The organism is Streptomyces uncialis, from assembly GCF_001905345.1.
In the GTDB taxonomy this organism is placed as follows: domain Bacteria; phylum Actinomycetota; class Actinomycetes; order Streptomycetales; family Streptomycetaceae; genus Streptomyces; species Streptomyces uncialis.
In genome coordinates this window covers 140,044-155,014 of the sequence record NZ_LFBV01000013.1, presented here as the reverse complement: position 1 = coordinate 155,014, position 14,971 = coordinate 140,044, and the positions used below count along the sequence as shown (strand labels likewise).

11 protein-coding genes are annotated in these 14,971 nt (G+C 74.3%); 9 read left to right on the top strand and 2 right to left on the bottom strand.

All coding sequences use genetic code 11. From position 1 onward, the window contains the following. Positions 1-351: electron transfer flavoprotein subunit alpha/FixB family protein (locus AB852_RS36965; RefSeq protein WP_073785713.1), on the top strand; the 351-nt coding region annotated here is incomplete at its 5' end. A gap of 284 nt (positions 352-635) precedes the next feature. After that, a complete protein-coding gene (locus tag AB852_RS36960) occupies positions 636-1,925 on the top strand; it encodes a DUF6986 family protein (protein WP_073795896.1) in 1,290 nt (429 codons plus the stop codon). A 37-nt stretch (positions 1,926-1,962) separates the two neighbouring features. Here the strand turns inward: AB852_RS36960 and AB852_RS36955 are convergent, their stop codons facing one another. After that, positions 1,963-3,048: a LacI family DNA-binding transcriptional regulator gene (locus AB852_RS36955; protein ID WP_073795894.1), complete on the bottom strand. Its 1,086-nt coding sequence runs from the start codon at positions 3,046-3,048 to the stop codon at positions 1,963-1,965. Between the two features lie 104 nt (positions 3,049-3,152). Here AB852_RS36955 and AB852_RS36950 point away from each other — a divergent pair, with 104 nt between their 5' ends. From AB852_RS36950 to AB852_RS36940, 3 genes are all read left to right on the top strand, one after another. Then, entirely contained in the window at positions 3,153-4,106 is a 954-nt protein-coding gene (locus tag AB852_RS36950; protein ID WP_073795892.1) for an ROK family protein, read from the top strand. A 250-nt stretch (positions 4,107-4,356) separates the two neighbouring features. After that, on the top strand, positions 4,357-5,376 hold the full coding sequence (locus AB852_RS36945; RefSeq protein WP_073795890.1) for an SPFH domain-containing protein: 1,020 nt from the start codon (positions 4,357-4,359) through the stop codon (positions 5,374-5,376). Beyond that, entirely contained in the window at positions 5,373-6,302 is a 930-nt protein-coding gene (locus tag AB852_RS36940) for a hypothetical protein (RefSeq protein ID WP_073795888.1), read from the top strand. The genes AB852_RS36945 and AB852_RS36940 overlap by 4 nt, the downstream gene beginning before the upstream one ends. A gap of 134 nt (positions 6,303-6,436) precedes the next feature. Here AB852_RS36940 and AB852_RS36935 read toward each other — a convergent pair whose 3' ends face one another. Then, positions 6,437-9,619 (bottom strand): AfsR/SARP family transcriptional regulator, encoded by a 3,183-nt coding sequence (locus tag AB852_RS36935; protein WP_073795885.1) that lies wholly within the window; start codon positions 9,617-9,619, stop codon positions 6,437-6,439. 98 nt (positions 9,620-9,717) lie between these two features. Here AB852_RS36935 and AB852_RS36930 point away from each other — a divergent pair, with 98 nt between their 5' ends. The 4 genes from AB852_RS36930 (at position 9,718) to AB852_RS36915 (ending at position 14,662) form a co-directional block, all read left to right on the top strand. Continuing rightward, positions 9,718-10,827 carry an NAD(P)-dependent oxidoreductase gene (locus tag AB852_RS36930; RefSeq protein WP_079185204.1) on the top strand — a complete coding sequence of 370 codons (1,110 nt, stop codon included), beginning with the start codon at positions 9,718-9,720 and terminating at the stop codon, positions 10,825-10,827. After that, positions 10,820-11,710, top strand: a complete 891-nt coding sequence (locus tag AB852_RS36925) for an NAD(P)-dependent oxidoreductase (protein WP_073795883.1) — start codon at positions 10,820-10,822, stop codon at positions 11,708-11,710. Before AB852_RS36930 ends, AB852_RS36925 begins: the two co-directional genes overlap by 8 nt. A gap of 417 nt (positions 11,711-12,127) precedes the next feature. After that, positions 12,128-13,222 carry a hypothetical protein gene (locus AB852_RS36920; protein WP_245877067.1) on the top strand — a complete coding sequence of 365 codons (1,095 nt, stop codon included), beginning with the start codon at positions 12,128-12,130 and terminating at the stop codon, positions 13,220-13,222. Positions 13,223-13,624: 402 nt separating this feature from the next. Then, positions 13,625-14,662, top strand: a complete 1,038-nt coding sequence (locus tag AB852_RS36915; RefSeq protein WP_073795881.1) for an NUDIX hydrolase — start codon at positions 13,625-13,627, stop codon at positions 14,660-14,662. Positions 14,663-14,971 lie beyond the last annotated feature (309 nt).

Sequence of the window (14,971 nt, the reverse complement as noted above, 5' to 3'; positions counted from 1 at the left end):
TCGGGTGGTCGTGGTGTGGGGGGTGCGGAGGGCTTCGGGGTGGTGGAGGCTCTGGCGGATGCGTTGGGTGGTGCGGTGGGGGCGTCGCGGGCGGCGGTGGACGCGGGCTGGTATCCGCATGCGGGTCAGGTGGGTCAGACGGGGAAGAGTGTGTCGCCGCAGTTGTATGTGGCGAACGGGATCTCGGGGGCGATCCAGCACCGGGCGGGGATGCAGACGTCGAAGACGATCGTGGCGGTGAACAAGGACGCGGAGGCGCCGATCTTCGACCTGGTGGACTTCGGTGTGGTGGGTGACCTGTTCAAGGTCCTGCCCCAGCTGACCGACGAGATCAACCACCGCAAGAACTGACCCGCACGGCCTGATCCGACCGGCCTGGAAGGTCCGGCCGGCCCGGACAGCCCGGCCGGCCTGATCCGACCTGACCGGACAGTCCGGCCGGCCCTGGCCGATCCGGCTGCCGGTCACCCACGGCCCCCGCGACCCCCACCGGGCACGGGGGCCCGGCCATACCGCCACACGAACACGTACCCCACGGAGTACGCCCCCAGGGGTTGTTACCGGCCCGCGACCGCTGGGTAGCTTCACCGTCCCGGTACGGGACCGGCGTACGGCGGAACGCGGGAGGTCGTGGCATGCGGCAGCGCGAGCACGTGGCGAGAAGCCTCACGCGGGAGGTCACCGGGCCCGTCTGCGCGGCGCTCGCCCCGGTCGACGTACGACTGGCGCGCACGTACCCGGGGGACCCGGGCACCCGGCAGCCGGTGCACACCGTCTACGTGCCGGGTGATGTGTTCGACGCGGGTACGGTCCGGCGGTGGGGGGATCTGGCGCGGGAACTCCTCGACGAGCACGCGCCGGACGCGTCCGCCCTGGCGGCGGTTCTCGGTCTGCCCGAGGAGTTGGCGGAGCCGGTGCACACCCGGGTACTGGCCAAACTGGAGCGCGAGCCGGTCGAGGATCTGCGGATCGACTTCGAGGACGGCTACGGCACCCGCTCCGACACGGAGGAGGACGAGGCCGCGGCGCGGGCCGCCCGGCTGGTGGCGCGGGCGTACGCGGACGGTACGGCCGCCCCGTACATGGGTGTCCGGACGAAGTGCCTGGAGGCGCCGGTACGGGAGCGGGCCATCCGTACCCTGGACATCTTCCTGACCGGACTCATGGACGCCGGGGGGCTGCCCGCCGGACTCGTGCTGACGCTGCCCAAGGTGACGTATCCGGAGCAGGTGACGGCGATGGTCCGGCTCCTCGACGGGTTCGAGCGGGCCCGGGGGCCGCTGCCCGCGCGGATCGGGTTCGAGATCCAGGTCGAGACCAGCCAGGCCGTGCTCGCGGCCGACGGCACGGCGACCGTCGCCCGCATGATCCAGGCGGGGGAGGGACGCGTCACGGGGCTGCACTACGGCACGTTCGACTACAGCGCCTGTCTGGGGGTCGCCGCCGCGTACCAGTCGAGCGACCATCCCGCCGCGGACCACGCCAAGGCCGTCATGCAGGTCGCGGCGGCCGGGACGGGCGTACGGGTGTCCGACGGATCCACCAACGTCCTGCCGGTGGGCCCCACTCCACGCGTCCACGAGGCCTGGCGGCTGCACCACCGGCTGACCCGGCGGGCCCTGGCCCGCGCGTACCACCAGGGCTGGGACATGCACCCCGGTCATCTCCCGACGCGGTACGCGGCCGTCTTCGCCTTCTACCGGGAGGGGTTCGCGCGGGCGGCGGAACGGCTGCGCGCCTATGTGGAACGCACGGGCGGCGACGTACTGGACGAACCGGCTACGGCGCGTGCCCTCAGCGGCTTCCTGGTCCGGGGTACGGACTGCGGCGCACTGGACGAGGCCGAGGTCACGACGGCGACCGGACTCACCGCCCCGGCCCTGCGAGCGCTCGCGTTCCCGCGCCGGACCGCGCCGACCGGATGAGGGGACGCCGGAGGAGGGGGCGCGGGTCGGCGCGGAGTCAGTCGGCCGGGGGTATCTCGCCGGACCCCCGGGTGATCAGCCGGGTCGGCAGTTCGATGCGTTCCGGGGTCCGTGAGCCCCCGTCGAGCTGACGGAACAGCCGTTCGGCGGCCGTCCGTCCCAACTGCGCGGCGTCCTGGGCGATCACCGTGAGCCCCGGTACCAGCAGGTCCGCCAGTTCCAGGTCGTCGAAGCCGACCAGGGCGACCGGACGGCTCCGTTCGGCCAGCACACGCACCACCGTCACGGTCACCCGGTTGTTCCCCGCGAAGACCGCTGTCACCGCTCCGGGGCCCGACAGCATCGCCTCCGCCGCCACCCGTACCCGCTCGGGGACGGTCGTCCCGAGGGACATCCACGCGTCCTCGACCGGTATCCCGGCGTCGGCCATGGCCGACCGGTACCCCCGCAGCCGCTCGACCGCCGTGTGGATGCGTGGCTGGTCGCCGATGAACCCGATCCGCCGGTGCCCGTGGGCGATCAGATGCGCCACCCCGGCGCGGGCACCGCCGTAACTGTCCGACAGCACGGTGTCCGCCTCGATACGTCCGGCGGGCCGGTCCACGAACACCGTGGCGACCCCGGCCCTGATCTCCGGTTCCAGGTACCGGTGGTCGTCCCCGGCGGGGATCACCACCAGCCCGTCCACCCGCCGCGCGCAGAGCGCGAGCGCCAACTCCTGCTCCCGGCCCGGGTCCTCCGCGCTGGAGCCGTTGATGAGCAGCGCGCCGTGCGCGCGGGCCACCTCCTCGACGGCCCTGCTCAGCGGACCGTAGAAGGGATCGGCCAGATCCTCCAGGACGAGTCCCACACTGGCGGTACGCCCTTTGCGCAGTACCCGCGCGCTGTCGTTGCGCCGGAACCCGAGTGCGTCGATGGCCTCCTGGACGCGTCGCTCCGTGTCCGCCGTGACCCCCGGCTCCGCGTTGACCACGCGTGACACGGTCTTGAGACCGACTCCTGCGCGCGCGGCGACGTCCTTCATGGTCGGACGGTTGCCGTAGCGGTTCTCGGCTCTGCGGGCTATATCGGCCACTATGCGGCGTCCTGTCCTGTCGTACGGGTACGTTTTCCGGGTATGCATGACGATGTGGCGACGAGCATAGAGCCTGGACAACGTTGTCAGACGCGAGGGAGACTGTTCCACGCTTTCTCCGGACGGCCCTTCCACCAGGAGATCCCACACTGATGCTGACCGACCTCGTCGCCGCGCTCGACATCGGCGGGACAAAGATCGCCGCCGCACTCGTGGACGACCGGGGCCGTGTCCACACGCGGGCGCAGCGGCCGACGCCCGCGCACGAGGACGGCGACACGGTGATGCGGGCCGTCACGGAGGTCGTCGCACAGCTGACGGTGTCGCCGTTGTGGTCGTCGGTGCGGGCCGTCGGGATCGGCAGCGCGGGACCGGTGGACGCGGTGGCGGGCACGGTCAGTCCGGTGAACGTCCCCGGGTGGCGCCGGTATCCGCTGGTGGAGCGGGTCGCCTCGGCGACCGGGGGGCTGCCCGTGGAGCTGATCGGCGACGGTGTCGCGATCACGGCCGCGGAGCACTGGCAGGGTGCCGCACGGGGCCATGACAACGCGCTCTGCATGGTGGTGTCGACCGGTGTGGGCGGCGGGCTGGTCCTCGGCGGCCGACTGCATCCGGGGCCCACGGGGAACGCCGGGCACATCGGGCACATCAGCGTCGACCTCGACGGCGATCCGTGTCCGTGCGGTGCGCGCGGCTGTGTGGAGCGCATCGCCAGCGGCCCCAACATCGCCCGCCGCGCGCTGGAGGGCGGCTGGCGCCCCGGCGCGGACGGGGACGCCTCCGCCGAGGCCGTCGCCGTCGCCGCGCGCGCGGGTGACCCGGTCGCCCTCGCGTCGTACCGGCGGGCCGCGCAGGCGCTCGCCGCCGGGATCGCGGCGACCGCGACCCTGGTGGAGATCGACATCGCGGTGATCGGCGGCGGTGTGGCCAACGCGGGCGAGGTGCTGTTCGCCCCGCTGCGCAGGTCGTTGCGTGACTACGCGGCCCTGTCCTTCGTCCAGCGCCTCACGGTGACACCCGCTCAGATGGGGGCGGACGCGGGACTGGTGGGCGCCGCGGCGGCCGCGCTGAGCCGGGGTGCGGGGGCCGCGGCGGCGGGCGTCTGAGCCCTGGCCCGCTCGTGAGCCTGGCCCCCCTCGTGAGTCTTGAGGTCCTTGTGCGTCCTGAGCGCTCGTGAGTCCTGAGGCCCTGAGGCGGCGGGTCCCCGAGGTGGCGGGTCCGGAGGCCCTGGGTGCTGCCGGGTCCTCGTCCTCGACCTCGTGCGCGGGAGGGCGGTGTGCGCCGCCTCCTTTAAATAGTCAACTTGACCAAAAAGAGGGAACCCTTTAATGTCATGGAGACGAAAAGGGGTCCCTCATGGCCGACATCACCAGGCGTCTCGGCTGGCGCCATCTGCGCTCCGCCCCCACCTCCCATATCCGGCACCACCGGGACGGCGGACTCGTCCACGACGGTCCGGGCATCGGATTCTGGTACCGCGCCCTCACCGCGGCCCTCTCGGAGATACCGGTCGACGACCGTGAGGAGTCGATGGCGTTCCACGCCCGTACCGCCGACTTCCAGGACGTGACCGTGCAGGCGACCGTCACGTACCGGATCGGTGATCCGGCCGTCGCCGCCGAACGGCTGGACTTCTCCATCGACCCGGACACCGGCGCCTGGCGCGGTTCGCCGCTGGAGCAGCTCTCCACGCTGCTCTCGGAGACGGCCCAGCAGCACGCGCTCGACGTCCTCGCCCGGACCCCGCTCGCCGGGGCCCTGGTCGACGGTGTGGCCGCGGTACGGGAGCGGGTGACGGACGGGCTCGGCGCGGAGCCCCGGCTCGCCGCGACCGGGCTCACCGTGGTCGGGGTGCGCGTGGTGGCGATCCGTCCCGAGCCCGAGGTCGAACGCGCCTTGCGCACCCCCGCGCGTGAACGTATCCAGCAGGAGGCCGACCGGGCCACCTACGAGCGCCGGGCCGTGGCGGTGGAGCGGGAGCGCACGATCGCCGAGAACGAACTGGGCAGCAAGATCGAGCTGGCCCGCCAGGAGGAACGGCTGGTGGAGCAGCGGGGCGCCAACGCCCGCCGGGAGGCCGAGGAGCAGGCCGCCGCCGACGCGATCCGGGCGGAGGCCGAGGCGGCCCGTACGGTCCGGCTCGCCAGGGCGCAGGCCGAGGCGGCCCGGGAGGCCGGGGAGGCGCGGGCGGGGGCCGAGGCGTCCTGGCTGCGGGTGCACGGCGACGCCTCCCCCGAGACCCTGCACGCGCTGACGGCCGCCCGGCTCGCCGAGAACCTGCCGCGCATCGACAGTCTGACCGTCTCGCCGGACGTGCTGACCGGGCTGCTGGAACGCCTCGGCCGCCCCGGCGCGCGACGGGAGCCGGGGGCGTGAGTCTCGCGCCGAGGGCGGTGCTGGTCCACCGCACGACGGAGTACGAGGAACTGCTCGCCCGGCACGGCACCGCGGGGCAGGCCGGTTTCTTCCTCTCCTCCCGGGGCCGGAGCCTCGCCGGGGTGGCGGCGCGGCACGCGCTGGCCCGGCGGACGCTCGCCGAGACGGCGGCGGCCGTTCCGCTGAGCTGGCGTCAGGCCCGGGTGGAGCGCGGCGATCTGGACCGGTTCCTGTTCGGCCCGGAGGACGTGGTCGTGGTGGTCGGCGCGGACGGACTGGTCGCCAACACCGCGAAGTACCTGACCGGACAGCCCGTGGTCGGGGTGGACCCCGAGCCGGGCCGGGGTCTCGGCGTACTGGTGCGTCACCGGTCCGCGGACACGGCCCGGCTGCTGGCCGCCGCCGTCTCGCCCGGCGCGCTGTGCGACGAGCTGACGATGGTGGAGGCGGTGGCCGACGACACCCAGGTGCTCCGCGCGCTCAACGAGATCTATCTGGGTGCGCCGGGGCACCAGACGGCGCGCTACCGGCTCGGTACGACGGCCCACGGCGGCGCGGGGCGGCGCGGGGACGCGGGCGGGGACACGGAGGAGGCCCAGGCGTCCTCCGGGGTGCTGGTCGGCACCGGCACCGGGTCGACGGGCTGGCTGGGGTCCCTCTGGCGGGAGCGGGGCAGCGGGCTGACGCTGCCGGCGCCTGCCGCCCCCGGCCTGGTCTGGTTCGTCCGGGAGGCCTGGCCGTCGCCCGCCACCGGCACCTCGCTCGTGGAGGGCACGCTCGGCGGGAACGAACAACTGCGGCTCGTGGTGGAGTCGGACCGGCTGGTGGTCTTCGGGGACGGGGTGGAGAGCGACGCGCTGGAGCTCACCTGGGGCCAGACGGTCCGGGTGGGGCTCGCGGATCTCCGGCTGCGGCTGGTGATCTGACGCCGCGCCGGACGGCTCGGGCGCGACGACCGGCGTCACGGAGCCCGGCGCGCGTCGGCGGAGCGGGTGTCCCGTACCCGTACCCGTACCCGTACCCGTACCTGTGACCGTCGCCGTGTGAGGTCCGTCAGGTGTCAGCCGTTCTCGCCGTCCGGACCTCCGGCGTGTCCCGGCTCGGGGGCGTCCTCGCCCGGTGCGGAGAACTCGGCGGTGAACACCTCGTCGCCCAGGGCCGCGAGGACGCGGGCGGTGACGCGGTCCACGTCGCCCCGCTCGGCCTCCGGGAGCGGGGCGCCGGACCGTTCGCGGGCACGGGCCGCCAGGCCCAGGAGGCGGGCCGCCCGCGCGGGTCGATCCGCGAGGGAATGGGCACCGGCCAGGCCCTCGTGGGCGAGGGCGACGGCCCGGGGGTCGCCGCCCTCGCGGGCGACCGCGAGACCCTGCTGGTGGAGGGACAGGGCCAGGGCGGCATCGCCGCGCTGTTCGGCGAGGAAGCCGAGTTCGGCGAGCAGGAGCGCGGGGCCGGGGCCGAACTCGACCTCGCGGTGCCAGGCGAGGGTCTTGCGCAGATACCGCTCCGCGAGGTCGAGGTCGCCCTCGCGGCGGGCCCCGAGGGCCAGGCCGATCTCGGCGTGGACCTCACCGGCCGCGTATCCGTGCTCGGCGGCGCGCGCCCTGGCGTCCCGGTGGAGTGCGGCGGCCCGCCGGAAGTCACCGGTCAGCAGGGCGACCCGGCCCAGGCCGGTGAGCCGGTCGGCGGCGTCCGCCCAGAACCCCAGCTCCTCCGCGAGCCGCAGACCCTGCTCGTGCAACGCCGAGGCATGGGCGTGGTCACCGGTGATCGAGGCCAGCGCCGCCAGCGGGTACGAGCTCTGAAGACGGCCCCAGGGGTCCCCGAGCTCGTCGAAGAGCGCGTGGGCGTCCGTCGCGTCGCTCCGCAGCGCGGCGAGGTCGCCCCGCAGCAGTCTCTGGACGGCCCTGGTGCTCAGCGCCGCGGCGATCCCCCAGCGGTCGCCGTCCGCGCGGAAGGACGTCAGGGCCCGGTCCACCAGGACCTCGCTGCGGGCCAGGTCCTCGCCCGCCCTGAGCGAGGAGTGGCCGAGGAACCACACGGCCCGCGCGTCCCCGCCCCACCCGCCTGCGCCGCGTCCGGCCTTCGGAACCGGACCCTGCCGGGCCTCCCCGGCCAGCAGGGCGAAACCCTCGTGCCACAGGGCGATACGGGAGCGCTGCCCGGACCGGTCCGCGCCGGTGACGCGCAGGGTCTCGCCGAGCGACCGGCGGGCCTCGCTGAGCCGGCCGCGCAGGAACCAGTACCAGGTGGAGGCGAGCGCCATCCGCGCTGCCGCAGCCGGCTCCCCGTGCCGCAGGGCCCGTTCCAGCGCCGTACGCAGATTGGCGCTCTCCTGGTCCAGCCGGTTCACCCACTGCCGCTGCCCGGGGCCGTGGAGCAGGGGCGCGGCCCGCCCGACCAGTCCGGCGTAGTAGGAGTGGTGGCGCTGTCCGACGGTCCCGGACTCGTCCGCCTCCGCGAGACGTTCCGAGGCGTACGCGGCCACGGACTCCGGCAGCCGGTAGCGGGGACCGTCCGTCACCGTGACGAGCGAGCGGTCCACCAGCCGGATCAGCGGCCCCAGGACATCCGTGTCGCCGCCGCACACCGACTCAGCCGCCTCAAGGGCGCAGCCGTCGGCGAAGACCGACAGCCTGCGCAGCACCGTCCGCTCGTCGTCGCCGAGCAGCTCCCAGCTCCAGTCGATCACCGCCCGCAGGGTCCGCTGCCGGGCGGGCGTCCCGCGGTGGCCCCCGTCGAGCAGCCGGAACCGGTCGTCGAGGCGGGCGGACAGCTCACGCACGCCCAGCGCGCGGACCCGGGTCGCGGCCAGTTCCAGCGCGAGCGGTATCCGGTCGAGGCGGCGGCATATCTCCGCGACGGCCTCCGCGTTGTCCCCGGTCACGGTGAATCCGGGCGCGGCGGCCGCGGCGCGCTGGGCGAACAGCAGCTCGGCGTCGGCCTGCGCCAGCGGCGGCACCGTCCACACCGCCTCCCCGGCCAGCCCGATCGGCTCCTGGCTGGTGGCCAGGACACGCAGGCCGGGGGCGGCGCCCAGGACGCGGCGGATGACGTCGGCCGCCGAGTCGATGACGTGCTCGCAGTTGTCCAGCAGGAGCAGGAGCCGCCGGGAGCGCAGCGCGTCCTCCAGCCCCGCCGGGCCCTCCTCGCGGATGCCCAGGGCCGCGCTCAACTGCTCGGCCACGTCGAGCGATCCGGCGAGACCGACCATCCTGACGCCGTCGGGGTAGTCACCGGCCACCCGGCCCGCCACCTCCTCCGCCAGCCGGGTCTTGCCGACCCCGCCGGGCCCCGTCAGCGTCACCAGCCGGTGCGCGAGCAGCAGTTCGGCTGCCGCGGCCACCGCTCGCGTCCTCCCGATCAGTCCGGCGAGCGGGGCCGACAACCCGGTGGGCGGGGTCGGTGATCCAGGCAACCCGGCGGACGGCGCCGGCGATCCGGCGAAGGGGGCCGACGGGGCGCCGGTGCCGCGTCTGCGGGTGGCGGGAGCCGTCCCCAGTGCCGCGTCGTGCGCGAGGACCGCCTGGTGGAGGGCGACCAGCTCCGGGCCGGGGTCCACCCCCAGTTCATCGGCCAGCAGCTTCCGCAGCGCGGTGTAGGCGGCCAGGGCCTCGGACTGCCGCCCGGCCCGGTACAGCGCCCGGATGTGCGCGGCCCGCAACCGCTCCCGCAGCGGGTGACGAGCCGCCAGCTCGCCCAGCTCGTCCGTCAGCGCGTGGTGCTCGTCCAGTTCAAGCCGGGCCTCGGCGCGTGCCTCCAGCGCGGTCAGCCGCTGCTCCTCCAGGCGTTCGGCCGCGGAGTGCAGGAAAGCGACCTCCCGCAGATCGGCGAACGCGTCCCCCTTCCACAGCGCCAGGGCGTCGGTGAGCAGGTCCGACCTGGTCCGGGGGTCCCCGATGTCATAGGCCGAGGTGGTCAGTTCGGTGAACCGGTGGGAGTCCACGTCACCGGCTCCGGTCCGCAGCAGATACCCCGGGGCCCTCGACTCCACCAGCTCCGCGGCCCCCGACTCGCCCCGCTCCAGGGCGCCGCGCAGCCGGGACACCTTCGTCTGGAGGGCGCCCGCCGGATTACGGGGCACCCGGTCGCCCCACAGATGGTCCACCAGCAGGTCCGACGACACGGTCCGGCCCGCGTGGACCAGCAGGGCGGCCAGCAGTGCGCGGACCTTGGCCTCGGGGACGTCGACCGGGTCACCGGCCGCCGTGGAGACGGTGAGCGGGCCGAGCACGGAGAAACGCATGCCCGCACGGTATCCGGGCGTCCCGGCGGTCGGCGTCCGTGGACCGTCCAGACCCCTGACCCCTGACCCCGAGCCGCGGAACCGCCCACCGCCCGACCATGACCGACAGCCATGACCGACAGCACTCCGACAGAGTCCCGACAGCGCGCGCGGCCACAGTGAGGTCAGTCGAACGAACCGGCCCGGCGCAGCGGACCGGACGGACCACCGGACACACAGGAGTGACCATGCTGGAGCACACGAACGACGGGCAGTCGGCGGTGTCGGTGATCGGCCTGGGGCAGCTGGGGACCCGGATCGCCCAGGCGTTCCTCGCCGCCGGCCACCCCACGACCGTATGGAACCGCACCGCCGCGAAGGCCGACGCCCTGGTGGCCCAGGGAGCACTCCGGGCCACCACCCTGGAAGCCGCGGTCACCGCGAGTCCGCTCGTCGTGGTGGTCCTCCCGGACTACCCGACCGTGGAGAAGCTGCTCGGGCCGGTGGCGGACGGGCTGCGCGGCCGGGTACTGGTGAACCTCACCTCCGGCACCCCCGAGGACGCCACCAGGACGGCCGGGTGGGCGGCGGAACACGGCGTCGGCTACCTCGACGGCGCCGCCATGAGCGGCACCCGGCTGGTCGGGCGCCCCGAGGCGCTGTTCGTCCTCAGCGGCTCCCAGGACGCCTTCGACGCCCACCGGGAGGAACTGGCGAGCCTCGGCAACGCCGTGCACCTCGGCACCGACCCGGCGCTGGCCCCGGTGTACGACACCGCGCTGTTCGGCCAGGTCTGGGGCGCGCTGGCGGGCTTCTACCACTCCGTGGCCCTGGTCGGCGCCGCGGGCGTCGACCCCACGGCCTTCGCGGCGGTGGTGAAGGGGCACATGCCCTTCGTCACCTCGCTGATGGTGGACCACGCCCGGCAGATCGAGGACGGCCGGTTCCCGGACGACGACGGCACGGTGGAGGTGCACGGGGCGGCGATGGACCATCTCCTGCACACCAGCGCGGACCAGGGCATCGGCACCCGGGTGCCGGAACTGTTCAGGACCCTGCTGGAGCGGACGGCGGCCGACGGCCACGGCAGGAGCGGCATCGCCAGCGTGGCGCGGACGATCTCGAAGGGCGACACGGCGGTCGACGCGACGGCCGCCCCGAAGGGTGACACGAAGGCCGACGAGAAGGCCGACTCGAACAGCGACGAGAAGGGTGAGCGGAATGTCTGAGCGTACGAAGTCTCCCGTGACGGTCCTCGGGCTGGGCCGGATGGGCACCCCGATCGCCGACGCGTTCCTCGCCGCCGGCCACCCCGTGACCGTATGGAACCGCACCGCGGCGAAGGCCGGTCCGCTCGTGGCGCGAGGCGCCGCCGGCGCGGCCACCGCCGCCGAGGCCGTGACGGCGGGCCCGCTGGTGATCGCTCCGCTCCTCGACCACGAAGCGGTACGCGAGGCCCTCGGCCCGGCCACCGCCGAGCTCCGTGGCCGCACCCTGGTCAACCTCGCCAACAGCAGCCCCGACCAGGCCCGGGAGCTCGCCGCCTGGGCCGCCGGGCACGGCGCCGACTACCTCGACGGCGCGATGATGGCCCTGCCGCAGACGGTCGCCACCCCGTCGGGCTTCTTCCTCTACAGCGGCTCCCAGGACGCCTTCACCACCTATCGGCCCGAGCTGGAAGTGATGGCACCGGCCCACTACTTCGGCACGGACCCCGGCGCGGCGGAGATCCACGACCTCGCCGTGCTGGGCACCGGGTACGCGGCCCTCGCCGGGTTCCTGCACGCGGCGGCCCTGCTCGACACGGTGGGCACCCCTCCCGAGGTGCTGGCCCCGCTCGCGGCCCGCTGGCTGGGCGGCATGGCCGACTTCCTGCCCGAGCTGGCGCGGGAGGCGGGATCGGGATCGTACTCGGACGGGGTCTCCACGATCGACCTGAACCGGGCCGCGGTCGGCAGCCTCGTCGGCCTCAGCCGCACCCACGGTGTCGCCACCGACGTGCACGACCCGCTGAAGGCCCTGCTCGACAGGAGAGCGGCCGACGGCCATGGCCAGGACAGCTTCTCCAGCGTGTTCGAGCTGCTGCGCACCCGGAACCCTTCGAAGGGGTGAGCGCACGGCCGGGGAGGCGGGGGCGAGCCGGGCCGACGTTCGGGGCCGCCCGTCGACCGGCCGACGCCCCCGGCAGCCCACGTCGACCGGCAGACGTCCCCCCGCCCCCCAGACCCCCGGCCCCGCCGACCGGCCCCCGCCGACCGGCGGGGCCGTCGCCGATCCCGGCCCGCGCCGAACCCCGCCGACCGGCGAAACCCGTTACCGGCGGAGGCTGTCGAGGCGTCACAATGAGCGTGTCCCCCGAGCGCCAGGGCGTCCACGAGGCCGACGAGGTCACCGATCACGTCACGCCGCACCCGACCCGCTCGCGGACCCGCCAGGACGCGCGCCCCTCGCGGCACGGACCGGGCGCAGATCACACCGATCGCCGTACAACCCTCCGGGGGTGTCGTCGGTCTTGCCATTGATCACGCCGTGATCGCATCCACGAGGAGAAACGTCATCACCGCCATACGCAAGACCCTCACCGCCACCGCTGTCGTCGCTCTCGTCGTGTCGGTTTCCGCCGCCTGCGGCACGGTGGAGAACCTGACCGCGGGGCAGAAGATCGACCGCGCGTTCGAGAAGCTCGGGAAGGAGAACTCGGTCGGGTTCGAGCTGGACCTCGACACGGATGTCGCGACCCTGAAGTCGATCGACCCCGCCGCCTCGCCCGACGACCAGATCCCCGACGAGTTCGCCGAGCTGATCACCGCGGGGAAGATCTCCGTTTCCGTGGAGTCGAAGAAGCCGTTCGCCGAGTCCGGCCAGAAGGACTTCGTCGGCATGGCGGCCAAGGTCAGCGGTGCCGACGGCGAGCTCATCGAGTACCGGACCGTCGGTGATTTCACCTACGCCCGGTTCGACCTGGCGGCGTTCGCGAAGCTGTCGGGCAGCCCCGCGCCGTCCGTGGACGACATGCTCCCGCCCGGTGAGCTCGCCGAGAGCCGTGCGGCGATCGAGAAGGCGCTCAAGGGCGAATGGGTCAAGGTCTCCAACAAGAAGCTGGAGGAGATCCAGAAAGAGGTGATGGCGGAAGCGCCCAAGGAGGCCGCGGAGCCCACCCTCGACGCCAAGACGCAGAAGAAGCTGCTCGACGCGGTGACCGGCGTCCTCTCCAGCAAGGTCGAGTTCAAGACCGCCGAGGGCAAGGACGGCGCCGAGCGCGTCACGGCCACCGCCTCCCTGCGTGCCCTCGTCACGGCGATGGTCGAGGAGATCCGCCCGCTGGCGAAGGACCTGCCGCCGGGTGTCGAGCTGCCCACGGCCAAGGAACTGAAGGAGCTCCCCACCAAGAAGGGCTCCGCCGACTTCACCCTGAAGAACGGTGAGCTGAAGGAGGTCTCCATCGACCTCAGCCAGCTCGACAAGAAGCTCAAGGGCAAGAAGATCGACCTGGTCCTGCGGCTGACCGACGCCGAGAAGCCCGAGGCCCCGGCCGGTGCCACGGAGCTGAAGCTGGACGAGATCATGGACAGCATGTTCGGCGGCGGCGCGGCGGGCTTCCCGTCCGAGGAGTTCTCCGGCTGAGCCGTCGGCGGAGCCTGGTCCGGCCCGCACCTTCATGGCGGGAGTGCGCCACCGGCCCGCTTCCCGATCGCCCCCGGGGCCCCGCGCCCCGGGGGCGATCGGCTGCCCCGCCGCCGGTGCCCCCGCCGTCGGCGCCACGCCCGGCCGGGTCCGGGCACGCCCCCCACCGGGCACGACACGGTCCCCGGCCCGCCCCGCGGAGGTGGGCCGGCCCCCCGCCGCCGCGCCCGGCGGCCACGCGGGGGCGGGCCGGCCGGGGCCGGACAGCGGCGGGGAGCCGAGCGGAGCGGGAATCGCGCGCCTGCCACGGCGGAAGCGCGGGTAGGTCCACCTACGGGGCCCTGGTTTTCGCGGCGGGGCCTTCCGGGCAGTCCTTCAGGGTTTACCAGCAGAGGGGGAACCGTGATCGTCTGGGTGAACGGTGCGTCGGGTGCGGGCAAGACGACCACCGCACGGGAACTGATCGAGCTGATCCCGAACAGCACACTCTTCGACCCCGGGGTCATCAGCGGCGCGCTGCCTCGGCTGCTGCCGCCCAAGTACCTCGACGAGATAGCCGACCACCAGGAACTGCCGATCTGGCGGCGACTGGTCATCGACACCACGGCGGCCGTCCTCGCGGAGGTCGGCGGTGTCCTCGTCGTCCCGATGACCCTGCTGCGCCAGGACCACCGCGACGAGATCTTCGGCGCGCTGGCCTCCCGCCGGATTCCCGTACGCCATGTCGTGCTCGCCCCGGCGGAAACGATCCTGCGCGCCCGTACCGCCCAGCACCCGGCCCCTGCGGACCGCCCCGACGGCGCGGTCCGGGTCCGTCCGCGCGAGGACGACCCGGTGGCGGCCTACCGCGCCGCGCTCGGCTCCTGGCTCGCCGCCGACGCCCACCTCATCGACAACGGACGGCTCACCCCGCACGCCACCGCCGTCCGGATCGCGGAAGCCGTCCGCACCGGGACCGCTCCCGTCAGCGACATCGTCCAGACCCCGCAGCCCGGCGCCGAGACCGTCGCCGCCGGGGTGCTCCTCTTCGACGCCGAGGACCGTGTCCTGCTCGTCGATCCCACGTACAAGGCGGGCTGGGAGTTCCCCGGCGGCATCGTGGAACCCGGCGAGGCGCCCGCCCGCGCGGGCGTCCGCGAGGTCGCCGAGGAGACCGGGCTGCGGCTCGACCAGGTGCCCCGGCTGCTCCTCCTGGACTGGGAACCGCCCGCGCCTCCCGCCTACGGAGGACTGCGGCTGCTCTTCGACGGCGGCCACCTCGACGCCGACCGCGCCGGACAGTTGCTGCTGCCAGGCCCCGAACTGCGTGACTGCCGCTTCGTCGCCGAGGACGAGGCCCGCCGGCTGCTGCCCCCCGAGCGGTACGCCCGCCTCCGCTGGGCGCTGCGCGCCCGGGAACAGGGCGCCGTCGTCTATCTGGAGGCCGGACTGCCCGTGTAGCCGGGCGCCGCGCGGCCGGTGACCCCTGCCGGTCGGTGCGGCGGGCACCGACCGGCACGGCCCGCCCACCCGTCAGCCCCGATCCGGACGGAAGCCCCTGGCCGACGCCCGGGATCGCGGCTGGACGGGCCCGCCACCGAGCGGACGGGCCCCGCGTCGAGCGGACGGGCCCCACGCCGACCGGATGTGGACCTGCACCGACCGGACACGCCCCCGCAACGGCGGTACAGGGCCCCGGCACCGACCGGACAGGGCCCCGGCACCGACCGGACAGGGACCCCGCACCAGCCGGGACAGACCCCCGCACCG

Excerpts from the sequence above, each read along its gene's own strand:
- AB852_RS36960 (WP_073795896.1), top strand. The coding sequence starts at position 636 with ATGCGGCAGCGCGAGCACGTGGCGAGAAGCCTCACGCGGGAGGTCACC.
- AB852_RS36945 (WP_073795890.1), top strand. The coding sequence starts at position 4,357 with ATGGCCGACATCACCAGGCGTCTCGGCTGGCGCCATCTGCGCTCCGCC.
- AB852_RS36955 (WP_073795894.1), bottom strand. The coding sequence starts at position 3,048 with ATGCATACCCGGAAAACGTACCCGTACGACAGGACAGGACGCCGCATA.
- AB852_RS36930 (WP_079185204.1), top strand. The coding sequence starts at position 9,718 with ATGACCGACAGCCATGACCGACAGCACTCCGACAGAGTCCCGACAGCG.
- AB852_RS36935 (WP_073795885.1), bottom strand. The coding sequence starts at position 9,619 with ATGCGTTTCTCCGTGCTCGGCCCGCTCACCGTCTCCACGGCGGCCGGT.
- AB852_RS36950 (WP_073795892.1), top strand. The coding sequence starts at position 3,153 with ATGCTGACCGACCTCGTCGCCGCGCTCGACATCGGCGGGACAAAGATC.
- AB852_RS36925 (WP_073795883.1), top strand. The coding sequence starts at position 10,820 with ATGTCTGAGCGTACGAAGTCTCCCGTGACGGTCCTCGGGCTGGGCCGG.